This window comes from Nocardia sp. NPDC058244, assembly GCF_042882065.1.
Lineage (GTDB): Bacteria > Actinomycetota > Actinomycetes > Mycobacteriales > Mycobacteriaceae > Nocardia.
This window is the reverse complement of record NZ_JBHVWX010000001.1, coordinates 256973-279322: the sequence shown is the minus strand read 5'-3', so window position 1 is coordinate 279322 and position 22350 is coordinate 256973. Positions and strand designations below refer to the sequence as shown.

At 68.8% G+C, this 22350-nt stretch carries 24 protein-coding genes; 11 read left to right on the top strand and 13 right to left on the bottom strand.

Features of this window, described 5'->3' with window-relative positions:
* Positions 1-65: 65 nt before the first annotated feature.
* From ACFVW6_RS01275 to ACFVW6_RS01265, 3 genes are all read left to right on the top strand, one after another.
* Positions 66-704, top strand: a complete 639-nt coding sequence (locus ACFVW6_RS01275) for a YqgE/AlgH family protein (RefSeq protein WP_355275032.1) — start codon at positions 66-68, stop codon at positions 702-704.
* A 68-nt stretch (positions 705-772) separates the two neighbouring features.
* A complete protein-coding gene (locus tag ACFVW6_RS01270; protein ID WP_218718536.1) occupies positions 773-1282 on the top strand; it encodes a sigma-70 family RNA polymerase sigma factor in 510 nt (169 codons plus the stop codon).
* Entirely contained in the window at positions 1279-1977 is a 699-nt protein-coding gene (locus tag ACFVW6_RS01265; RefSeq protein WP_355275033.1) for a zf-HC2 domain-containing protein, read from the top strand. Before ACFVW6_RS01270 ends, ACFVW6_RS01265 begins: the two co-directional genes overlap by 4 nt.
* Before the next feature lie 51 nt (positions 1978-2028).
* Here ACFVW6_RS01265 and ACFVW6_RS01260 read toward each other — a convergent pair whose 3' ends face one another.
* From ACFVW6_RS01260 to ACFVW6_RS01250, 3 genes are all read right to left on the bottom strand, one after another.
* A complete protein-coding gene (locus ACFVW6_RS01260; RefSeq protein WP_355275035.1) occupies positions 2029-2808 on the bottom strand; it encodes an ABC transporter permease in 780 nt (259 codons plus the stop codon).
* On the bottom strand, positions 2805-3764 hold the full coding sequence (locus tag ACFVW6_RS01255) for an ATP-binding cassette domain-containing protein (protein ID WP_378824251.1): 960 nt from the start codon (positions 3762-3764) through the stop codon (positions 2805-2807). The genes ACFVW6_RS01260 and ACFVW6_RS01255 overlap by 4 nt, the downstream gene beginning before the upstream one ends.
* Positions 3765-3883: 119 nt before the next feature.
* Positions 3884-4411 carry an EXLDI protein gene (locus ACFVW6_RS01250; protein WP_378824252.1) on the bottom strand — a complete coding sequence of 176 codons (528 nt, stop codon included), beginning with the start codon at positions 4409-4411 and terminating at the stop codon, positions 3884-3886.
* Positions 4412-4586: 175 nt separating this feature from the next.
* Here ACFVW6_RS01250 and ACFVW6_RS01245 point away from each other — a divergent pair, with 175 nt between their 5' ends.
* The 5 genes from ACFVW6_RS01245 to ACFVW6_RS01225 are packed head-to-tail and all read left to right on the top strand — an operon-like array spanning position 4587 to position 9774.
* Positions 4587-6260 carry a thiamine pyrophosphate-binding protein gene (locus ACFVW6_RS01245; protein ID WP_378824253.1) on the top strand — a complete coding sequence of 558 codons (1674 nt, stop codon included), beginning with the start codon at positions 4587-4589 and terminating at the stop codon, positions 6258-6260.
* Entirely contained in the window at positions 6257-6916 is a 660-nt protein-coding gene (locus tag ACFVW6_RS01240; RefSeq protein WP_357342076.1) for an SRPBCC family protein, read from the top strand. The genes ACFVW6_RS01245 and ACFVW6_RS01240 overlap by 4 nt, the downstream gene beginning before the upstream one ends.
* Positions 6917-6918: 2 nt before the next feature.
* Complete coding sequence (locus tag ACFVW6_RS01235; RefSeq protein ID WP_355275042.1) at positions 6919-7932, top strand: 3-oxoacyl-[acyl-carrier-protein] synthase III C-terminal domain-containing protein; 1014 nt, start codon at positions 6919-6921, stop codon at positions 7930-7932.
* Positions 7929-8972, top strand: a complete 1044-nt coding sequence (locus tag ACFVW6_RS01230) for a pyridoxal phosphate-dependent aminotransferase (protein WP_378824254.1) — start codon at positions 7929-7931, stop codon at positions 8970-8972. The genes ACFVW6_RS01235 and ACFVW6_RS01230 overlap by 4 nt, the downstream gene beginning before the upstream one ends.
* Positions 8973-8976: 4 nt before the next feature.
* A complete protein-coding gene (locus tag ACFVW6_RS01225; RefSeq protein WP_378824255.1) occupies positions 8977-9774 on the top strand; it encodes a hypothetical protein in 798 nt (265 codons plus the stop codon).
* A 125-nt stretch (positions 9775-9899) separates the two neighbouring features.
* On the opposite strand, the gene ACFVW6_RS01220 is transcribed toward ACFVW6_RS01225, so the two are convergent.
* The 7 genes from ACFVW6_RS01220 to ACFVW6_RS01190 all read right to left on the bottom strand — a co-directional run bounded on the left by ACFVW6_RS01220 (position 9900) and on the right by ACFVW6_RS01190 (position 14706).
* Positions 9900-10166 (bottom strand): hypothetical protein, encoded by a 267-nt coding sequence (locus ACFVW6_RS01220; RefSeq protein WP_378824256.1) that lies wholly within the window; start codon positions 10164-10166, stop codon positions 9900-9902.
* Positions 10167-10235: 69 nt separating this feature from the next.
* A complete protein-coding gene (locus ACFVW6_RS01215) occupies positions 10236-10526 on the bottom strand; it encodes a hypothetical protein (RefSeq protein ID WP_378824257.1) in 291 nt (96 codons plus the stop codon).
* 24 nt (positions 10527-10550) lie between these two features.
* Positions 10551-10832: a hypothetical protein gene (locus ACFVW6_RS01210; RefSeq protein ID WP_378824258.1), complete on the bottom strand. Its 282-nt coding sequence runs from the start codon at positions 10830-10832 to the stop codon at positions 10551-10553.
* A gap of 124 nt (positions 10833-10956) precedes the next feature.
* Complete coding sequence (locus ACFVW6_RS01205; RefSeq protein WP_378824259.1) at positions 10957-11472, bottom strand: DUF3558 family protein; 516 nt, start codon at positions 11470-11472, stop codon at positions 10957-10959.
* On the bottom strand, positions 11469-13922 hold the full coding sequence (locus ACFVW6_RS01200; protein WP_378824260.1) for a hypothetical protein: 2454 nt from the start codon (positions 13920-13922) through the stop codon (positions 11469-11471). The genes ACFVW6_RS01205 and ACFVW6_RS01200 overlap by 4 nt, the downstream gene beginning before the upstream one ends.
* Complete coding sequence (locus ACFVW6_RS01195; RefSeq protein WP_378824261.1) at positions 13915-14181, bottom strand: hypothetical protein; 267 nt, start codon at positions 14179-14181, stop codon at positions 13915-13917. Before ACFVW6_RS01195 ends, ACFVW6_RS01200 begins: the two co-directional genes overlap by 8 nt.
* Before the next feature lie 117 nt (positions 14182-14298).
* Positions 14299-14706, bottom strand: coding sequence for an SdpI family protein (locus tag ACFVW6_RS01190; RefSeq protein ID WP_357342060.1), 408 nt, complete (start codon positions 14704-14706; stop codon positions 14299-14301).
* A 159-nt stretch (positions 14707-14865) separates the two neighbouring features.
* Here ACFVW6_RS01190 and leuS point away from each other — a divergent pair, with 159 nt between their 5' ends.
* Positions 14866-17715 (top strand): leucine--tRNA ligase, encoded by a 2850-nt coding sequence (gene leuS / locus ACFVW6_RS01185; protein ID WP_378824263.1) that lies wholly within the window; start codon positions 14866-14868, stop codon positions 17713-17715.
* 54 nt (positions 17716-17769) lie between these two features.
* Here the strand turns inward: leuS and ACFVW6_RS01180 are convergent, their stop codons facing one another.
* Both ACFVW6_RS01180 and ACFVW6_RS01175 read right to left on the bottom strand, forming a co-directional pair.
* Positions 17770-18561 carry a polysaccharide deacetylase family protein gene (locus tag ACFVW6_RS01180; RefSeq protein WP_378825631.1) on the bottom strand — a complete coding sequence of 264 codons (792 nt, stop codon included), beginning with the start codon at positions 18559-18561 and terminating at the stop codon, positions 17770-17772.
* 260 nt (positions 18562-18821) lie between these two features.
* A complete protein-coding gene (locus ACFVW6_RS01175; RefSeq protein WP_378824264.1) occupies positions 18822-19511 on the bottom strand; it encodes an SDR family oxidoreductase in 690 nt (229 codons plus the stop codon).
* Between the two features lie 191 nt (positions 19512-19702).
* On the opposite strand from ACFVW6_RS01175, the gene ACFVW6_RS01170 reads away from it, so the two are divergent.
* On the top strand, positions 19703-20206 hold the full coding sequence (locus ACFVW6_RS01170; RefSeq protein WP_355275061.1) for a DUF6069 family protein: 504 nt from the start codon (positions 19703-19705) through the stop codon (positions 20204-20206).
* A 54-nt stretch (positions 20207-20260) separates the two neighbouring features.
* Positions 20261-21601, top strand: coding sequence for an amylo-alpha-1,6-glucosidase (locus ACFVW6_RS01165; RefSeq protein WP_378824265.1), 1341 nt, complete (start codon positions 20261-20263; stop codon positions 21599-21601).
* Position 21602: 1 nt separating this feature from the next.
* Here the strand turns inward: ACFVW6_RS01165 and ACFVW6_RS01160 are convergent, their stop codons facing one another.
* A complete protein-coding gene (locus tag ACFVW6_RS01160; RefSeq protein WP_378824266.1) occupies positions 21603-22286 on the bottom strand; it encodes a pentapeptide repeat-containing protein in 684 nt (227 codons plus the stop codon).
* Positions 22287-22350 lie beyond the last annotated feature (64 nt).

The window sequence follows — 22350 nt, the reverse complement described above, 5'->3', positions numbered from 1 at the left end:
AAAATTTCCGGTGCGTGGCGGTCTGCGGGGAGCGCCAGACACCGGTCCAATGCGATGATGACTCGGTGGCACGCGGAGACGACCCGGACGAGCGACGGACTCGCGACGGGCACGGCGACGACCGGCGGCACGGGCAACCGGCGGTGGGCGTCCGCGCGGGCAACCTGCTGGTGTCGGCGATCGACCTGGTGGAACCGACTTTCCGGCGGACCGTGGTGTACGTCATCGAGCACAACGACGCGGGCAGCCTCGGCGTGGTGCTGAACCGGCCGAGCGAGACCCCGGTCCTCGACGTCCTGCCCGCCTGGGCCGAGCTGGCCGCCCAGCCCACCGACCTCTACATCGGCGGGCCGGTCAAACGCGACGCCGCCCTGTGCCTTGGCACCCTGCGCACCGGCGCCGACATCTCCGAGGTGCGTGGCCTGCGCCGGGTCGACGGCCGGGTGGTGCTGGTCGACCTGGACGCCGATCCGGCCGAGATCGGCCCGCTGGTCGAGGGCATCCGGATCTTCGCCGGGTACGCGGGCTGGTCGATGGGCCAGCTCGACGGCGAACTCGACAACGACGACTGGATCGTGGTCTCGGCGCTGCCGTCGGATCCGCTGGCCACCGATCGGCACGATCTGTGGGCGAGCGTGCTGCGCCGCCAGCCGCTGCCGCTGTCCTTGCTCGCGACGCACCCGATTGAACTCGAACGCAACTGATCCCGTTACTCCATCGACAGATCAGGAGTGACACCATGAATATCGACGAGCAGTGATCCGGACCGCCGATGGACGACGGTCGCGACGAACTGATGCGCGCGCTCTACGCCGAGCACGCTCCCGCACTGTGGCGCTTCACCCTGGGCCTGGTGCGCGATCCCGGCCGGGCCGAGGACATCGTGCAGGAGACGCTGCTGCGGGCCTGGCAGCGGCCCGCGGTGCTGGAGCAGACCGAGACCTCACCGCGCGCGTGGCTGTTCACCGTGGCCCGTAATCTAGCCGTCGACGAACACCGCAGCGCGCGACATCGCCGGGAGTTCGGCACCGACACACCGCCGGAGCAGGTGAGTCCCGACCAGTCCGACCGGGCGCTGGACGGCTGGCTCGTCGCCGACGCGCTCAGCACGCTGAGCCAGGATCATCGCGAGGTGATCGTGCGGGCCTACTACCGCGGTCTGGGCATGCAGCAGATCGCCGACGAGCTGGGCATTCCGCCGGGCACGGTGAAGTCGCGGCTGCACTACGGCATGCGCGCCATGCGCTTGGCCTTACAGGAGATGGGGGTGACGAACCGATGACCGATCTCTTCGACGAGTACAGCACCTGGGACGCCGCCTACGTCCTCGGCTCCCTGGGCGCCGACGAGCGCCGCGAGTACGAGACGCACCTGCACGACTGCCCGCACTGCACCGAAGCGGTCGCCGACCTGGCGGGCATGCCGGGCATGCTCGCGCTGGTCGATCGCGACACCGCGCTGTCGATGATCGAAGCCACCGATCCCACCGCCGCCCCGGCCCCCGACCTGCTCCCCTCGCTGGCCGCCGCGGCCGAGAAGCGACGGCGGCGCAATCGCTGGATCGGGATCGGCAGCGCGGTCGCGGCCGCCGCGGCCGCCGTGGCGATCGCCATCCCGGTGACGGTCACCGTCGCCCGCTCGGACGCCCCGGCCGAACAGGTCGTCGCCGCCCAGCAGATGCGGGCGGTGGAGCAGACACCGGTCAGCGCCGAGGTGAAGCTGGTGCGCGACGGCGATCGCACCCGCCTGGTGATGACCTGCCGCTACGCGCCGAGCAGCTACGGCTCCGGCTACAGCTGGACCTACGGCCTGGTCGTCACCGCGGGCGAGCAGCGCTTCGAACTCGACCAGTGGCCCGCGGGCCCCGGCACCGAGCTCACCGTCGACCGCACCATCGACGCGCCGCCCGAGTCGATCAGCAAGGTCGAGATCACCTCGATCAACTCGGGCCGCACGATCCTGGAAGCCCAGATCTGAACACACGCGAAAGCCCCGGAGGGAATCCCTCCGGGGCCGCGCGACGTGAACTCAGCTCTGCTTGCTGAAGATGGACTTCGACCACAGGTAGCCGCCGCCGGCGATCACGGCGCACCAGCCCAGCGAGACCCAGCCGTTGACGCCGATCTCGGTGCCCATCAGCAGCCCGCGCAGGGTCTCGGTGATGGGGGTGAAGGGCTGGTACTCGGCGAACTGGCGCAGGCCGACCGGCATGGTGTCGGTGGCGACGAGGCCGCTGCCGAGGAAGGGCATCATCACGATGGGAAACGGTGCGTTGCTGGCGCTTTCGGGATTCGGCGAGAGCAGGCCGAGCGCGATGGCGAGCCAGGTGAAGGCGAAGGTCACCAGGGTGAGCAGACCGAAGGCGGCCACCCATTCGACGAGGTTCGCGTTGGGCCGGAAGCCGATCAGCAGCGCGACACCGGTCATCACGGCCATGCCGCCCAGCGCCTGGATGAGCGCGCCGAACACGTGCCCGGTGAGCATCGAGGACTGCGAGATCGCCATCACCCGAAAGCGATTCACGATGCCCTTGCTCTTGTCGGTGGCGATCGAGACGGCCACCGACACCGTCATGTACGCGGGCAGCAACAGCAGCATGCCCGGCGCCAGGTAGTCGATGTACTCGCCGCCGGAGGACTTCTCCAGCGCCCCGCCGAAGACGTAGTTGAACACCAGCAGCAGCACGGTCGGCATGATCAGGATGCCGAAGACCATGCTCGGATAGCGCTTGGCGTGGATGATGTTGCGCCGCAACATGGTCATGGTGTCGGCGAAGGCGTGCTTGTTCGCCACGGTGGTGGTGCTCATGCGAGGGACTCCTGCTCGATGGTGGCGCGGCCGGTAAGGGTGAGGAAGACGTCGTCGAGGTTCGGGGTGTGCACCGAGATGCCACCCGCTTCGATGTTCTCGGCATCGAGCAGGTCGAGAACGGCGCGCAGCGAGCGCACGCCGCCGTCGCTGGGGACGGCGAGGGTGAGACCGTCGCCCGCGTCGAGCACCCGCGCGGAGGGGCCGAGCGCGTACTGCGCGGCGGCCAAGGCCCGCTGATCGGCGAAGTCGATGCGGATGTGCCCGCCGGGGATCAGCCGCTTCAGCTCCGCCGCGGTGCCCTCGGCGACGATGCGGCCCTGGTCGAGCACCGCGATGCGGTCGGCCAGCTGATCGGCTTCCTCGAGGTACTGGGTGGTGAGGAAGACGGTGACGCCGAGGTCGTCGACCAGGCCGCGGATGATGTCCCAGATGGCGCGGCGGCTGCGCGGGTCGAGGCCGGTGGTCGGCTCGTCGAGGAAGATCACCCGCGGATTGCCGACCAGGGTCATGGCCAGGTCGAGCCTGCGGGTCATGCCGCCGGAGTAGGTGCTGGCCGGTTTGTCGGCCGCCTCGACCAGGTCGAAGCGCTCGAGCAGCTCGGTGGCCAGGCTGCGGGTGTCGCGCCGGGGCAGGTGGTTGAGATCGCCCATCATGTGCAGGTTCTCGCGGCCGGTGAGCAGTTCGTCGACGGCGGCGAACTGCCCGGTGACGCCGATCAGCTCGCGGACGCCGTCGCGCTCGGCCACCACATCGTGGCCGCCGACGGCGATCTCGCCGCCGTCGGCGCGGATCAGCGTGGTGAGGATCTGCACCGTGGTGGTCTTGCCGGCGCCGTTGGGGCCGAGCAGGGAGAAGATCGTGCCCTCGGCGACGGTGAGGTCGATGCCGTCGAGGACCGTGTGCTCGCCGTAGGCCTTGCGCAGGCCCCGAGCCGTGATGGCCGAGTTGACCATGGTCGTCCCTTTCCAGAGAATTTCATTCATTACTGCGAATAAGTGCATGAGTCATCGACACAGCCCCTAGGGGCTGCGGTTGCTGGTGTGGTGTGTGGTTGTGTCCGGCAGCGGGGGAACTAGATGTCGAGTTCCTCGATCTGCGGGTGGGACTGGATGTCCTCGACCTTGCGGTAGAGCTTGTCGGGGATGCGGCCCTTCAGGTCGCCCACCTCGTCGACGACCTCGTACTCGTAGTCGCCCCAATCCCAGGGCCGGTCGCCGATGCCGAACATCCGGCGCCAGTACTTCCAGTCCTTCATGTCACCGGCGGCCTCGCCGGTCGGGTAGTCCTTCCACAGCGCCGTGTGCGTGTGCAGCACGAGCTTGCCCTTGCGACTGCGGTAGACCTGCTGGTGCAGCACCCGCTCGTCCCCGACGTCGCGCCATTCGCCGAGCAGCGTGCCCTGGAAGCGCACCTGCCGCACGCCGTCGCGGCCCACCTGCAAGACGACCTCGTCGAAGCCGGCCTGGCGGCCTTCCTCCAGGTCGATGAACCGGCGCAGCGCGGCGACCACCGCGCCGGAGATGTTGCCGCCGACGAGCTCCTGCGCCCGCTGGAACAGGGGCAGATCATCGTCGGCTACGTAGATCGTCTTGTTGGGCATGCACTCACTATACGTAGATGTATACGTACACACAAGGGGTGGATCTCACCCACCCTCTGAACCGGGGTCGAAGCCACCCCGTATTCCTCGTGTACGCGACGTTCCGTCCGCCGGTACCCGCTGGTCAGACACGGTACCGATTGAGGGACGCAGCACGCGAGGAAAAGGAGGGCCGATGCCGGACAGAGTGGTCGACTACCTCGTCGACGCGGTATCCGGACTGGGGGTCACGCACCTCTTCGGCGTCGACGGCGCCAATATCGAAGACCTGTACGACGCGATCTTCGACGCGGGCGGACGCCCGGCGGGCATCGTCGCCAAGCACGAGTTCTCGGCGGCCACCATGGCCGACGGCTACGCGCGCAGCACCGGCGGTCTCGGCGTCGTGGTCGCGACCTCCGGCGGCGGGGCGATGAACCTGGTCGCCGGGCTCGCCGAGTCCTTCGCGTCCCGGGTGCCCGTGCTCGCGCTGATCGGCCAGCCACCGACCGCGCTGGAAGGCCATGGGGCGTTTCAGGATTCGAGTGGATTGGCCGGGTCGATCGACGCCACCGCGCTGTTCTCGGCGGTGAGCCGATACTGCGCGCGCGTCACCGATCCGGCCGAGCTGCCCACCCAGTTGGCGGCGGCCGTCGCGGCCGCCGAGGGTGGCGGGCCCGCCGTGCTGCTGATCCCCAAAGATGTCCAGCAGCAGTCGATGCCGGACCCGGTGCCGCGACCGAGCCGGGTCGAGACCGCCGTGGCGCCGGTGCTCGACGCCCTCGTCGACGAGCTGGCCGCCGCCCGGCGCACGGGCAAGATCGTCATCGTCGCGGGCGATCAGGTCGCCCGTGACGACGCCCGCGACGAACTGGCCGAGCTGGTCACCGCGCTCGACGCCTCGATCGGCCTGGCACCCGACGCCAAGGACGTCTACCCGAATACCGGACCCGGCTACCGCGGCGTCGCGGGCAGCATGGGGCACGCCGAACTCGCCGAAGCGCTGGCGACGGCGAGCGCGTGCCTGCTGATCGGCACGCGGCTGCCCGTCACCGCCGCCGCGGGCCTGGACGCGGCACTCGCCGACGTCACCGTCCTCAGCATCGGCGCGCTGCCGCCCTACCCGGCCGCGCACCACACCACGACCACCGACCTCGCCGCGACCCTCAGCGACCTGCTGACCCGCGTCGACGGCACCCCCACCCACACCGATCCCCCGGCCGACCCGACCCCGATGACGGTGCCCGACGCCGCGGGTCCCGGCCTGCGCTACCGCACCGTCGTCGAGGCCATCCAGCATGAATTGCCTACCGGCGCTGATATTTTCGCCGACGCTGGTAACACCGGGGCCAGCGTGGTGCATTACCTGAGGGTGCCCGAGGGTGGACGGTTCGTCGTCGCCCTCGGGATGGGCGGCATGGGCTACGCGTTCGGCGCAGGCATCGGTTCCGCCTTCGCCCGGCACGACGCCGCCGACGGCCCGCACCGCACCATCGTGATCGCCGGCGACGGTTCCTTCTACATGCACGGCATGGAACTGCACACCGCCGTGGAGCACGACCTGCCGATCACCTTCGTGGTGTTCAACAACAACGCGCACGCCATGTGCGTCACCCGCGAACAGCTCTACTACCGGGATCGCTACAGCTTCAACCGATTCCACCCCGCACACCTGGGAGCGGGCATCGCCGCCATGTTCCCCGGGCTGCCCGCCCGCACCGTCGACGAACCCGGTGACCTCACCGCCGCCCTGCGCGACAGTTTCACCGCCACCGGCCCCTCGTTCCTCGAAATCCTCTGCGACCCCGACGAAATACCGCCCTTCCTGCCCTTCCTGTCGACTATCGACGCCTCGAGGAGTACCCCGTGACAACCAGCGCCCTGCCCGCACTCAGCGATATCCCCGACGAGGTGATCCCCGGCGTCCTGCGCATCGAGAATTCCGATCGGGAGGCGACGACCCCGATCATCATGGACATGCTCCGGTCGGTGTATCCGCACGACCAGATCTACGGCGACTTCTGCCCCGTGCAGACTTATATCGCCGCACCGCCGCGCGAGGTCTTCGAATACCTCGCCGACACCCGCTCGCTGGAGGAATGGACCTACAGCCTGCGCGGATTCACCGAGACCGACGAACCGGGACTGTGGCTGTCCTACGACCGGCTCGGCGACGCGACCAAGTGTTTCACCAGGACCGTCGCCCACGCCGACGCCATGACCGTGGACTACCACTGCGCCTGGGACCAGTCCGCGCACCTGTGGATGATCTACCTGATGCGGGTCGTCGACGCCCAGGTGGTCTTCAACAAGCCGGGATCGGTGGTGCTGTGGGTCAACTGCAAGCACCCCTTCTACGACGAGAACGGTTATCCGGAGACCGCGCCGCCCAAGCGGCCGGTGTGGGTCGGTGATTTCTGGGAGATGTTCTCCGCGGGACACCAATTGGAGCTGGACAACCTCAAAGCCATTTGTGAATACCGCGCGGCTCACGGGCTGCCGATCAAGCCGGAGTGGATGCAGTGAACATGCCCCCAGTGAGTCTGGTCGACGTCGCGAGTTATCTGCCCGGCGACCCGGTCCCGACCGAATACTTCACCCAGTTCTCCCGTTCGGAGCGCATGGCCAAGAACGTGATGTTCCGGTCGCCGACCGGCCGCCATCACATCACCCGCGACGAAACCGCCGTCGATATGGCCGAAAAGGCCTTCGCGCCGCTGCGGGAACGCCACGGCGACGAGTTGGTGGCCGAGATCGACATCATCATCACCCACACCCAGCTGCCCGACAATCCGGTGCTGGGCGCGGGCCCCGAGCTGGCCCGGCGCCTCGGCGCGACGCCGTCGCACGTCCTGGACGTGCACAACGGTGGCTGCGCGGCATTCGTGCACATGATGGCGCTGGCCCGGATGATCATGGCCACCAGCGACGCCAAGACCGCGCTGATCGTCGCCGCGCAGAACTGCGCGGGCCCGGTGTTCACCCAGCCCGACATCCGCAAACTCGCGCAGGCGCCGGTGCCCGGTGACGGCTGCGGCATCGGGCTGCTGCGCAAGGACGATTCGGCGCCGATCCTCGACATCGAATGCCGCACCTATCCCGAATTCGCCGGTGACATGGACTTCTCCACCAACGGTCCGCGCAAGTACTGGGAGCCGGGCGAGGGTCAGGGCTGCGTGAGCTTCACCGAATCGAAGATCACCAAGGTGTTCGCGCGCGGGAACCGGCTCGTCCCCGAGGTGGCGCTGGCGGTGTGCGATCACATCGGGGTGAAGGGCCGCGACATCGACACCTTCGTCACCAATCAGCCGAATCGGCTGTTCCTGCGCAACTGGCACGACGCGCTGGAACTGCCCGCCGAACGTCATCCCGACACCTTCGACCAGTGCGGAAACCTGTTCGCCGCGGGCATTCCGGTGACCCTGGACATCGAGAACCGGGCGGGCCGACTGCGCAACGGCTCGGTGGTGCTGCTGTCGGCGTTCGCGCACGCCGGTGATTTCGCCGGCGCGGCCGCCGTGCGCTGGGGCGCGGCGCGATGACCACCCGCCTCGCGGAACCGACGATCCCCTCCCGCCGGTTCCGCACCTCGGCCACGCCGATGCTGTTCGACCTCTCGCTCAGCGAGAACCCGTTCCCACCATTGCCTTCGGTGGTCACGGCCGTGAACGACACCCTCGCCCATGCGAATCGGTATCCGGAGTTCCTGCCCGAGCAGCTGCCCCGGGTCATCGCCGAGCGCCTCGGCGTTCGGCCCGAACAGGTGGTGGTCGGCGCCGGTGCCACCGGGGTCGCCCAGCAGGTGATGCGGGCGCTGTCGGGTGGTGAACTCGTCACCAGCACCCCCACTTTCGACGGGTACCAGATGCTGGCGGACATGACCGGGATGACGCTGGTCCCGGTGCCGCTCGACACCGCGGGCGAGCAGGATCTCGCCGCCCTGCGCCGCGCGGTGAACCGGCGCACCGCGCTGGTCGTGCTGTGCAGGCCGCACAACCCGACCGGAACGGTGCTCGACGCGGGCGCGGTGCGCTCGTTCCTGTCCGCGCTCCCCCGCCGGGTACCGGTGCTGCTGGACGAGGCCTACGTCGAATTCCTCGACCCCGCCGACCGCCTCGACCTGCACGCCCTGCTGAACCGATCCCCGAATCTGCTGATCCTGCGCACCTTCTCGAAGGCCTACGGTTTGGCAGGGCTGCGCATCGGCTATTGCGTCGGCCGGGGCGAGCTGATCGATCGCATTCGCCGTCAGCAGCTCCCCTTCGGCATCGGCACCGCGGCCGTGGCGGCGGTGCGCGCCGCCTACGCCGCCGACGACGAGCTGCACGACCGCATCCAGCGGATCAATCAGGAGCGCGACGCTCTCCGAACGGTGTTGCGCGCCTGCGGCATCGATGTGTACCGCAGCCACGCCAACTTCCTGTATCTGCCCGGCCCCGGCGTGGCCACCGCATTGCGGAGGGCGGGTATCAAGGCCAAGTCCTATCCGGACGGCAGCGCCCGGATCGCCGTCGGCGATCCCCTGGCGGGCCGGGCCGTGCACGCGGCCCTGATCGGTCTGCGCGGAGCGGTCGGCCGATAGACGGATGACCTGGTGGCACCCCCTTCGCCACCAGGTCATCCACCGCCGAAGTCAGCTGCCCCCACCGCAACTGCTCGAACTTCCCCCACCGCAGCTGCTGGAACTACCGCTGCTGCAACTGCTCCAGCTGCTCGACCCCGAGTCGCTGCCGCTCGACCAGCTGCTCGACCCGGAGTCGGTCCAGCCACTACCACTGGACCAGCTACCGCCTGCCCGCTGTCGCGACCGGTTGCGCACCTGCCGGTTCCGCCGCTGCTGCGGCGATTCGGTCGCCGCCCGGACGATCGCCACGATGATCAGCACCGGCACCATCACGAACATCGCGATTCCGATGATGACGATGACGCCCGCGAAGACGGTCACGATCAACTCGCTCATGGATCCACCCCTTTCGGCCTGGTGTGTCGATACCGAAGGTAGGACCACCCCCTTGCAATCCCCTTTCAACCGACCTGCACCCCCGGCCGACGAGTCGGCAGGCTCAGCCGCCGCCCCCGCCACCACCGCCACAGCCACTTCCACCGCCGCCACAGCCGCCGCTACTGCCACCACCATCGCCGCCGGTGGTGTCCCCGAGATCGCTGCCGCTGCCGTTGCCGCCTCCGCCGCCTCCCTGGCTCACGCCACCGACAGTGGCCGTCCCACGAGTGCGCCCGGCGGACTCACCCGCCCGCCACCCGGCAGCGCGCTGTCCGGCCCCCGAGGCCGGCCCGAACATCGAGCCCTCGCGACGGACATCGCGGATACCGCCGACCAGAATCACCCCGGCGATGGCGAACAGCGGAAGACCGGCCATGAGTGATTTCCCGACCACCGTCGCACCGATTACGGCCAGCAACAACGCGGAGACGAAGAACATATCGAACCCCCCAATGAGTTCTGATCCAGTTTGTACCCCGGGGTGATTCCCCCGAAACTGCGGCAGGCTCAGCCGCCGCCCCCGCAACCGCCGCCCCCACATCCGCCGCCGTCCCCGCCGTCGAAGAAGCCAGCGAACCAGGCGCCGCCGCCGGCCTGACCGGAGCGGCGCCGCTTGCGCTTACGGGACTTCGTCGGGCGGAAGGCGATACGGAAGATTCCGTAGCAGGCCAGTGCCAGGGCGACGGCGAACACGGCGAGAGCGGCGATCACCGAGGTGCCGCTGACCACCGTCGTGCTGAGGGCGACGACGAACGCCGCGACGATGTACCGCATGACACGGCCTCAGCCCTCGCTGCCGGGATCGGCAGCCACGAACATTTCCATGAGATCCCCCCGGATCGATCAGTCGCTACCGCCACCGCAGCCACCCGACGACCCACCGTCATCGTGACCGCTGTCCTCGTCACGCAACTTGCGCAGTGTGCGCGACGCGCTGGTCAGCCCGTCGGCGCTCGCGCCCCACACCCAGCGCGCGGGTTGGCCACGCCGGGCGACCCGGCGCGGACGGTGGCGCACACCCACGATCACCAGCAGAGCGGCGGCGACGCCGAGCAGCGCGATACCAGCGACCGGTACGAAGCCGAGCGCGATCGCGCCGACGAGAACGAGCAACACCGCCGCGCCGACCACCATGGCAGACCCTCCGACCGCGCGCGGTCAGCTACCGCCGCCGCACCCGCCGCCGCCACAGCCGCCGCCACCCCCACCGTCGCCATGGCCCGAGTCACCACCACCACCGGCGATCCAGAAGCCACCCGCGCCCGCCGCCCCGGACCCCGCGCTCCAGCCCCGACCCGCCGTGGACCCGCCACGCGAAGCACGCACCCAACCGACGACGAGCAGCACCACCGCGAGCACGAGCAGCGCGATGCCGATGCTCGCCGAGACGATGGTGGTGACGAGGCCGATCAAGGCCAACAGCAGAGCGGAAAAGATCAACCGCATGATTCCCCCCGGAAATCGAGTCCTGCCTCCGTTGTACCGGAGGAGGCGCACGTCGGCCACCCGCCCGCAAGCAAGCCCGTCGGCCGCTGCGTGCGCCGCACAGACCAGCGACGTTGTCTCACGCGCCGGCGGGAAGGTGCCTCACAAGTTTTTCCGCCATAGCAGAAAGCACGGTGCAGTTGTCGCCCGACGGATCGCCGCTCAGGGTCAGAGCGAGGATGCCGCCGGTGATTTCGACGTCGAGTCGACAGAACCGGCGCTCTTGGGGCAGCGACATGATCCGCGCTGCCCGGCCCGCGATCTGCGTCGGCGCGAAGGAGCCTGGCGACTCGCGGCCGAGCTCGCTCAACAGCGCGTTGCTTACCGTCACAGTAAAGTCCCGCTCGGTGCCCAAATATGTACAGCCGATCGCCGCGTAGTTCTCCACCAAATTGTCCCCGCTCTTGGTCTCGGGCCCGACGGCGTACTCCGCGAGGAGTCGCTCGGGCACGTCGCGGCACGGGTTGAACACATTGTCGAAGAGGTACTGGGCCGATGTCGTGTCGGTTGTATCCGAGGGTTCTTCAGCACACCCGACGGTGAGGATCAAGAACCCCGAGGTGGAAATCGCCGCGACCAGCTTTCGATATCTCACTTCGGCGGTACCCCGGTGATGTAGTACGTCAGGTCACCCGGCCGCTGCGCCAATCCGGTGGCCGCCTCGAAAGAGTGTGCGGCAGCGTATTCCTGGCTGAAATCCAGCAAGTTCCGGTCCTGCAGGAATTGATTGAGCTTCGGCTCCAGCGGCGTACCGATGAACGGCGCCACATCCAGCGGCTTTCCATCGGATCCGACGTACTCGGCGGGCAGTTGCCCGTTGTCGTGCAGCGTGGTGAACAGTTGCTGGATAATCTGCTTGTTCGCTTCGGCCGTCGAGCCCGCGGCATTCGGGTAGGCCGCGTACTCCTTCTCCGGCTCCGGGTTGAACTTCTCCATCGCCGCGTTGTAGCCCTCATCCTTGGCCACCTCGAGAACCTGGTTGCCAATGACACTGACCGGGGTGTTTCCGGGCAGCTCGAGATTGTCCAGCGTCAGTGACTTGACGATGTCGCCGACCTGCTGACGTGTCTCGTACGTCTCCTGTTTGGCGTTGAAACTGTCGTCGGCGGCCTTCTCGCCCTGCAGCGTCAGTGCGTTCAGCGAGGCGTTGGTGATCCTCGCGTCGAGGGTGCCGAGTCCGGGAGCGTTGACATCCAGCCATTTCTGCGGGTTCGCACCACCTTCGGTGACAGCGCGGCCCAGCATGTCGGCTTCGTAGGTCTGCCTGGCGAATTCGAGACTGAACCGGCCGCCCTCGGATTGGCTCCCGAGGAGCAACAACCGATCCGCGTCGAGCTTGCCGAGCGTGGCGTTGGCTTGCTGGCCGGGGGTGAGGGGGTCGTCCTGGACCTTCGTATCAGCCATAGGACTCACGTAGGTGTCGATATTCGTGGCGAGTACGTGGGAAAGCCCGTCGGCGAGCTTCGGATTCGTGTTGAACGCCTCGATGTTCTTCTGGTAGACCGTGCTGTTGTCGCCGTCGGGCTTCAACTTCATCTGACCGGTCGACTCGTCCTTCTCCGTAGGCGCGAACACTTCGGGCAGCTCGACGAGCGCCTGCTTGGCAAGCACACCTTCCTGCCCCGGCTTCTCGGTCCCCTCGGCGATCCAGTCGTACAGCCCGGCGGCGGTCTGACCGTCGTCCTCCCACTCGTGCCGGAAGATCGTGGAGGTGAACTTGTCCGGGTCGTACTCGCCCGGGTTGAACGACTTGTCCGTGGCCCCAAAGGACAGGTCGCCGGGAATCTCCTGACCGGTGTTGAAGTCCTTGCCGGTGAGCAGCGCGTAGCTGGCCTCGTTGCTGCGAGTGCCCGATTCGAGGAACTGGCGGCTTGCCTCTTCGACCTTGCCGAGGTCGCCCTCGTTGAATCCGGGCGGGTATCCGTTCCAGTTCTCCTCGCCGTCGGCGACGAAGGCAGCGAGGCTGGCGCTCTGCCTGCCGAGCTCGATGCCCAAGGTCTGACCCGGTTCGTAACCGGGGTTGGCCTGGGTGAGCAGTTCAGCCAGTGCCGCCTGCTGCATGATCTGGTCCTTGACCGGCATCTGCCCGTCGATCGCCAGATTGTCGCGGTCCTCGTAGCGGCCGGAGATGAGTTCACGCACGCCGTTCGGCAGGTCGGCATACGAGCCGCGCTGGTTGCCCGAGCCGATCTTCTCGTTCGAGACCACCATCAGTGAGTTGGCGAGATTGTCGCGTTTGATCGCGGCGACTGGATCGCCCGCCTGCTCACGCTCGAGCAGGCGCTGATTCAGCGCGAGGACGCCATCCTTGCCCGCCTCCTGGTACAACGCTTTGTAGTAGTCCTGCACAGCCGCCGGAACAGTGCTGACCTCCTCGCCGTTGGCGAGACGGCGCAGCTCTTCCGCGCTGAGCACGTGCTCCGGCATATTGGACGCGATCTCGTCGATCGCCGCCGTGTCACCGGTGCGGGCCGCGTCGGCGAGCGCCTTTCCGTCCTGCTTGCCGAATCGCGCCGCCTGGTTGTCGGCGTCGGCGACGTCGAGGCTGGAACCGAGCAGGTCACCGCCTGACCTGATCTCCAACGCCTGGTCACCGATCGCCTTGGCCAGTGCCTCTACCGCGTCTCGGAACGGGTTGTAGGCCCCCGTGATGGCGTCCTGGTGGGTGCGAACGACCTCGGCATCCACCCCCTCCTTCTCCAAGACCTTCCAACTCGCGTCGACTTCGAGTGGGACGGCGGTCGCATCGTTGAGCTTGACGAGCAGTGTGTCGCGGAAGCCGGATACCGAGCTGATGCCGGAGTTGAGGACGTCGATCAGCTCATCGATCTCGTAGGCGAGCTTCTGGCCCTGGGTGTGGTCCTGGCCCACGCGATCGTAGGCGGCGTTGTAAGCCAGCCCCTGCCACGACTGCCCGAGGTTCTCGAAATGCTTTTTGGTGGAATCGAATTCGGTCATCAGCTTCGCCCTGGACTCGGCCAGCTTGCCGGTCCACGTGGTCAATTCACCGAGATTCCAGCGCCGGACCTCGTCGGGGCTAGGCATCGCGCACATCCATCTCGCGCAGCATCTGGGAGAACTGCTCGTCGGTGGTCTGCAGGTTGGTCGCGGCATTGCGCGACTTGGTAGCGACCTCGCGCAGGCGCTCGGCGGCGCGCAGATACGCGCCCTCGACGAACTCCGCAGCCAGCTCTACCGCGCGCGGGACGTCACAGCCGGGAAGCGCCCCGGACAGCGCGCCGACGGAAGTTCGCACGTCGATGTTGTCGATAGAGTCTCCGCTGGTGGTCAGCGTGTCGGCCATGGCACGGATCTGATCGATATCAGCTTGAATCAATTGCTCCCCCTCATCCGGCAATCGCAGGCAGAGCCCAGTATGCGCGATGTCCGAAATGCCCGCCTTGCCAGGGCGGTGAGTGGGTCAGCTGGCGGGGGCGCAGGTGTCGCGGAGGGAGCAGCCGCCGCAGGAGGAGCCGCAGCCGCCGACGGGGGCGGGCGGGAGGAGGGGTTCGACGGCGCGGGCCGCGGCGTTGGCGCCCGCGCCCAGGGTGAAGATGGCGATCACGGCGACCACGACGGCCACGCCGAGGGCCGGGAGACCGCCCGCGACCAGGGCCACCAGGCCACCGGCGAACAGCAGGGCACCGGCGCCGACGGAGGTCGGGGCGGCGATGCGGTTGGCGATGCGGAAATTGTCGTCGCTGTGCAGGGCGGCCTCGGTGGTGACACCGAGGAAGCGGTTGCGGGGCAGTTTGCCGATCAGTCCGAGCACACCGGTCACGATGGCGACCGCGGCCAGCGCGAACAGCAGGAGAGCGACGACGACCATTCCTGCAGGCTAGCGCACCACCGTCGGGGCCGGATCGCGCGCTCCCCGCCGAGGTGACCGCCCACACACCGCAGTGCCCGTGGGAAATCACCTGGCATCGACGTTCTACCCTGTTAGACGATGTTTACCGGGGATCGGCGAGAACAAGAAGGCAGGACCGTGCAGGACACTCGTGCAACCGAGAGTGACGTACCTCAGCACCGGTACAACGCCGAGCTGGCTGGGCGGATCGAGCGGCGCTGGCAGCAGAACTGGACCGAGCGCGGCACCTTCCACGCGCCCAACCCGGTCGGCCCGCTCGCCGGCGCGACGCCCGCGGACAAGCTGTTCATCCAGGACATGTTCCCGTTCCCCTCGGGCGCGGGCCTGCACGTCGGCCACCCGCTGGGCTACATCGCCACCGATGTGTTCGGCCGCTACCACCGCATGCACGGCCGCAACGTGCTGCACGCGCTGGGCTACGACGCCTTCGGCCTGCCCGCCGAGCAGTACGCGGTGCAGACCGGCGCGCACCCCCGGGTGACCACCGAGTCCAACATCGCCACCATGCAGCGGCAGCTGGACCGGCTGGGCCTGGGCCACGACCCCCGGCGGTCCTTCGCCACCACCGACCCCGAGTACTACCGGTGGACGCAGTGGATCTTCCTGCGCATCTACAACGCCTGGTACGACCAGGAAGACGGTAAGGCCCGCCCGATCGCCGAGCTGGAACAGCAGTTCGCCACCGGCGCCCGCCCCGTGCCCGACGGCGGCGACTGGAACGCGCTGTCGGCCGCCGAGCGCGGCGCGCTGCTGGACTCGTATCGCCTGGTGTACCAGTCGGATTCGATCGTCAACTGGTGCCCGGGTCTGGGCACCGTGCTGTCCAACGAAGAGGTCACCGCCGACGGCCGCAGCGAGCGCGGCAACTTCCCGGTGTTCCGTAAGCGCATGTGGCAGTGGATGATGCGGATCACCTCCTATGCCGATCGCCTGGTCGACGACCTGGATACGCTGGACTGGCCGGACAATGTGAAGTCCATGCAGCGCAACTGGATCGGCCGCTCGCGCGGCGCGCAGGTGCGCTTCGACGCGCCCGACGGCGAGCAGATCGAGGTCTTCACCACCCGCCCCGACACGCTGTTCGGCGCGACCTACGTGGTGCTGGCCCCCGAGCACGAGCTGGTCGACAAGCTGACCGCCGCCGCCTGGCCGGACAGCACCGTCGCCGCCTGGACCAACGGCGGCGCCGCGAACCCGGCGGAAGCCGTCGCGGCGTACCGCAAGTCGATCGCGGCCAAGACGGATCTGGAGCGCCAGGAGAACAAGGAGAAGACCGGCGTCTTCCTGGGCTCCTACGCGACCAACCCGGCCAACGGCAAGCAGGTGCCGATCTTCATCGCCGACTACGTGCTGAGCGGCTACGGCACCGGCGCGATCATGGCCGTGCCCGGCCACGATCACCGCGACTGGGACTTCGCCACCGCGCTGGAACTGCCGATCATCGAGGTGATCGACGGTGGCGACGTCACCGAGGCGGCGCATTCGGGCGAGGGCAAGCTGATCAACTCCGGCTTCCTCGACGGCCTGGCGGTCGACGAGGCCAAGGCGACCATGATCGGGCACCTGGAGGCCGAGGGCCACGGCACCGGCACCGTCCAGTACAAGCTGCGCGACTGGCTGTTCGCCCGCCAGCGCTACTGGGGCGAGCCGTTCCCGATCGTCTACGACGCCGACGGTGTCGCGCACGCGCTGCCGGAATCCATGCTGCCCGTGGAACTCCCGGAGATGGAGGACTTCGCGCCGGTCACCTTCGACGCCGACGACGCGAACTCCGAGCCGTCCCCGCCGCTGGCCAAGGCCACCGACTGGGTCACCGTGGAACTGGACCTGGGCGACGGGCTCAAGCAGTACCGCCGCGACACCAACGTCATGCCCAACTGGGCCGGTAGCTCCTGGTATCAGCTGCGCTACGCCGACCCGACCAACGCCGAGACGTTCTGCGCCGAGGAGAACGAGAAGTACTGGCTGGGCCCGCGCACGGCCGAGCACGGCGCGAACGATCCGGGCGGCGTCGACCTGTACGTCGGCGGCGTGGAGCACGCGGTGCTGCACCTGCTGTACGCGCGGTTCTGGCAGAAGGTGCTGTTCGACCTGGGTGACGTCTCCGGCAGCGAGCCCTACCGCCGCCTGTACAACCAGGGCTACGTGCAGGGCTACGCCTACACCGACGAGCGCGGCGCGTACGTGCCCGCCGCCGAGGTGGTCGAGCGTGACGCCAAGTTCTTCTGGACCGGCGCCGACGGCGTCGAGATCGAGGTGAACCAGGAGTACGGCAAGATCGGCAAGTCGCTGAAGAACGCCATCTCCCCCGACGAGATGTGCGATCTGTACGGCGCCGACACCTTCCGCTTCTACGAGATGTCGATGGGTCCGCTGGACACCTCGCGGCCGTGGGCGACCAAGGACGTCGTCGGCGCGCACCGCTTCCTGCAGCGGGTGTGGCGCCTGGCGATCGACGAGGAGACCGGCGCGGTGAAGGCCACCGACGCGGCCCCCTCGGACGAGACCCTGCGCCTGGTGCACCGCACCATCGCCGGCGTCGACGAGGATCTGGCCGCGCTGCGCGACAACACCGCGGGCGCCAAGCTGATCGAGCTGACCAACCACCTCACCAAGAACTACCCCGACGGCGCCCCGCGCGCGGCCGTGGAGCCGCTGGTGCTGATGCTGGCTCCGCTCGCCCCGCACATCGCCGAGGAACTGTGGGAACGCCTGGGGCACACCACTTCCCTGGCCCACGGCCCCTTCCCGATCGCCGATCCCGCGCTGCTGGTCGCCGATTCGGTGGAGTACCCGATCCAGGTGAAGGGCAAGGTGCGCAGCCGGATCCAGGTGCCCGCCGACGCCGACCCGGCCACCATCGAGGCCGCCGCGCTGGCCGACGAGAAGGTCGTCGCGCTGCTCGAGGGTCAGGCGCCGCGCAAGGTGATCGTGGTGCCGGGCAAGATGGTCAACATCGTCCCGTAGCCGTGAACGACGAAGCGCCCCGGTCCTTCTCGGACCGGGGCGCTTTCGCGTTGATCAGGCCTGGACCTGGAGGACGTCGTTGAGCGTGACCAGCGCGAGGTTGCGCTCCTTGATGATGTCGACCAGCTGGCCGTAGCAGCGGGTGACCGGCGGGAAGTTCGCGTGACCGATGACGATCGACTGCGCCGCGAAGTACTTCTGCGCGCACTCGATCAGGTACTCCTCGGTGATCAGACCCGAGTCCGACAGCGAGCCGTACCACATGGCGGGCACGGTGTAGCCGAGGTCGGCGGCGATCTTGTCGACGGTGGCGTTGTGATAGCCGAACGGCGGCCGGTAGAACGGGGTGCCGTCGACACCGAAGTTGTTGCGCAGGAAGGTCTTCGTGCGGCCGAGCTGGTCGGCCACGGCGCTCTCGCTGATCTTGGTGAGCGCGGCGTGGTCCCAGGTGTGGTTGCCGAGCTGGATCTGGCCCGACTCGACCAGCGGGCGCATCGCGTCGCGGTGGATCGTCCAGGACTCGTAGTAGCCGGTGACGAAGAAGGTGAAGCGGGCGCCGGTGTCCTTGGCCCACTGCACGTAGGCGCCTACCACCTCGGGGCTGGCGCCGTCGTCGACCGTGAGCGCCATGCTCGAGCCCGGACCGGGCAGCGCGGTGATGGTCTTGGCCGGGATGATCGACTTCGGCCCGCCGGGCGGCGGCAGGAGCCGCGGTTCGGGCGGGAGGGGCGCGATCTTCGGCGGGTCGGGGATATCGCCGAGGGAACCGGCATCGACGGTTTCACCTTCCGCGGTCGCGCAGCCGGTCAGCGCCACCGCGCCACCGGCGGCGAGCAACGCGAGCATCCGACGTCTGTCCACTTACGCCAACCCCTACTCGAAACAGGTGCACCGCAGAAGGCCGGGCACGACTCACAAACAGCGGGACCGTACCCGCCGAATCCGGCGAACAGCTGAACCGGCGGGGACATGCGGGCGAACGGCGGCGACCCCGGCCGCATCGTTCACACGAGAAGCGAGGCTACCGAATCAGCCGCTGCCGCGTCGGGTCGGGCGCAGGCTGATCGTAATCGCCGCCGTCACCGCGGGATGGGCATCGGTCCTGGTCAGCGCGGTCGCAGCACGACCTCGGTGGGGTGCCCGTCGACGGGGGTGTCGATCGCGGTGCGGACCGCGCGCGCGACCGTCTCGGCGGTGAGGAATTCCTCGGGGCGGTACTCGCGACCCTCGTCGGCGACGATCGCGCGTTGCATGTCGGTGTCGATCCTGCCGGGGAAGATCGAGGTCACCCGCAGGGCGGGCTCTTCCAGGCGCAGCGCGTCGGCGAAGGCGCGTAGGCCGAACTTGCTGGCCGCGTAGGAACCCCAGCCGGGATTGGCGCGCAGGCCCGCACCCGAATTGATCAGCACCACATGGCCGTTCGCGGCGCGCAGGGCGGGCAGCAGCAACCGGGTCAGCTCGGCGACCGCGATCAGGTTCACCTCGAGCGTGGTTCGCCACTGCTCGACCGAGGACTCGGCGACGGTGCCGAGGTCGGCGACGCCTGCGTTGTGCACCAGCACGTCGAGCCGCTCGACGCGCTCGGCCGCCGCGGCGACCGCCGGATAGTCGGTCAGCCGTACGGGCCAGCCGGTGGCGGTGGGCAATTCGGCCAGGATCGGGGCGAGCGAGCCGGCCGAGCTCGCCCCGAGCAGCAGCTCGTGGGTCGGCGCGAGATCACGGGCGATCGCCGCGCCGAGGCCACGGCTCGCGCCGGTGATGAGGGCGGTCGGGGCGGGAGTACTGGTCACCGTCATGCGTCCCACGCTAACCGGCAGCGCCGGGCGCTTCGCCGCCCGAACACCGCACCGACGCCGCCGATCCGCCGCCTTCGCGCCGCGCCCGGCGGCCGTCCACATTCCTGGCAAACCCGACGAATCGACCGCCCGCACTCGACACCACCGCCGTTTCGGCGCAGATCAGCGGCCGACGCTAGTACCGTCGAACCATGACCGATCCCCGGTACAACTACGGACCAGCGAACCCGCAGTATCCCCAGGGGCAGGAGCAGCCGCCCGAACCGAAGGTCAATATCGGCAAACTGTGGGCAGGCGGCATCGGCACCGCCGTGGTCGCCGCGCTGCTGGTCGTCGTCGCGATCATGCTGGTGCGCGGGGTCCTCGGCATCGCGATCCTCTCGCCGGAGGGCGCTGGCGCCTACGGCACGGTGTCCACCACGTCCTACGCGCTGGCCGCGGCGGGCGCGGCGCTGCTGGCGACGGCCCTGCTGATGGTGCTGCTGCTGGCCATGCCGAGTCCGCTGACCTTCTTCACCTGGATCTGCCTGCTCGTCACCGCCGTCGCGGTGATCCTGCCGTTCACCCTGGTCGCCGACATGGACGCCAAGATCGCGACCGCGGCGATCAATCTCGTCGTCGGCCTGTGCATCACCACGATGCTCGGTTCGGTCGGCTCCGCGGCCCAGAACGACGCGCGTCAAGTGGGGTACTGACCGTCACAGCCGTGCCGGGATGCCATCCGGCCTGGTCGGTCGCAGAATAGACAGATGACAGACCCAGGGTTCACCGCCACGCAGCTCGCGGCCCGCGCCGCCTATCTCCTGCGCGGCAACGACCTGGGCACGATGACCAGCGCCGCGCCCCGCCTCTACCCGCACATGTGGAGCTGGGACGCGGCGTTCGTCGCGGTGGGGCTGGCCCCGCTGAGCGTGGAGCGCGCCGTCGTCGAACTCGACACGCTGCTGTCGGCGCAGTGGAAGAACGGGATGATCCCGCACATCGTCTTCGCCAACGGCGTCGACGGCTATTTCCCCGGACCGGCCCGCTGGGAATGTCGCAGGCTGGCCGCCAACGCGCCGGACGGGCCGGATACCTCCGGCATCACCCAGCCGCCGGTGCACGCCATCGCGGTGCAGCGCATCCTCGATCATTCCCGCAGGCACGGCCGCTCGACCAGGGCCGTCGCCGAGGAGTTCCTGAACCGCCGCTGGCCGGATCTGGTGCGCTGGCACCGCTGGCTCGCACACGCCCGCGACCCCAAGGAGACCGGGCGCGTCACGCTGTACCACGGCTGGGAGTCCGGGATGGACAACTCCCCGCGCTGGGACCGCGCCTACGCCAATGTGGTCCCCGGCGACGATCTGCCGCCGTACCGGCGCGCCGACACCGCCATCATCTCCGACCCCACCCAGCGCCCGAGCGACCGCGAATACGACCGCTACCTGTGGCTGGTCGAGCAGATGCGGCGGGCGAACTACGACGACTACCAGCTCACCTCGGTGATGAGCTTCGCCGTCGAGGACGTGTTCGTCTCGGCGATCTTCGCGCTGGCCTGCGAGGTGCTGGCCGACATCGGCGAGGAGTACAAGCAGCCGCACGCCGACGTCCGCGAGCTGCACGGCTGGGCCGACCGATTCCGCACCGGCGTCGTGGCCACCACCGACGAACGGACCGGCGCCGCACGCGATTACGACGTGCGGCTGCAACGCTGGATCGGCACCGAGACGCTGGCGATGTTCGCGCCGCTGCTCTCGGGTGGGCTGCCGAGGTCCGCCGAGCGAGCCCTGCTCAACACGTTCGAAGGCCCGCGCTTCTGCGGCCATCCGGACCTGCGCTACGCGCTGCCGCCGTCGACCTCACCGGTGTCCAAGGACTTCCGCCCGCGCGAGTACTGGCGCGGCCCGGTCTGGCCGGTGATGAGCTGGCTGTTCTCCTGGGCGTTCGCCCGCCGCGGCTGGGCCGAACGCGCCTACATGCTGCGTGCGGAGGGACTGCGCCAGGCCAGCGACGGCAGCTTCGCCGAGTACTACGAACCGTTCACCGGCGCGCCGCTGGGCAGCATGCAGCAATCCTGGACCGCCGCTTCGGTTCTCGACTGGCTCGGCTGACTCAGTACTCCCCGCCGACGGCCTGCGGTTCGACGGTGATGCCGAGCTCGCGGGCCAGGGTGGCGGCCAGTGATTCCAGGTCGCCGCCCTGGATGGTGGCCCCGCGCAGGGCGGTCAGGCCGTAGACGCCGGTGAGGTCGCACTCCTCGAACCGCAGGTTCTGCTGCGGCCTGGCGTCGCTGAACCTGGCGCCGGTGAGATTGCAGCGCTCGAAGCGGACATGGCGGAACTCGGTGCGCTGGAAATCGGCCTGGCGCAGGTCGCAGTCGCGGAAGACGACGGTCCGCAACCGGGATTCGGCGAAGGAGGCCATGTCCGCGCGGCTGGAATCGACGAGCACGTCGCGCAGCACGCCCGCCGTCCAGGACAGGCCGGTGAGCCTGCCGCCCGCGATCTCGGTCTCGAACATCGAGGAGTCGTCGGCCTGCACATTGGCGAGATCGCAGACGCGCAGGGCGGATTCGCTGATGGTGGCCTGGCGCAGGGTGCTCGGGAACCGGACGCTGTCGAACAGGCAGCCCTCGGCGGTGAAGCCGTAGACGTGGACCTCGGCGAAGTCGGCGCCGCGATACTCCACGTCGGCCGCGGTGCGATCGTCGGCCGGGTCGTCGGCCGGGGTCGCCTGCCGCAACCCGCCCGGGGTCGCCACCGCCGGCTCGAACCGCACCTCACGCTTGCGCGCCATCGCCCATCACTCCCGTCGTCGGATGTCGGCACCAAGATACGGGCACCCACCGACCGGTCCGGGC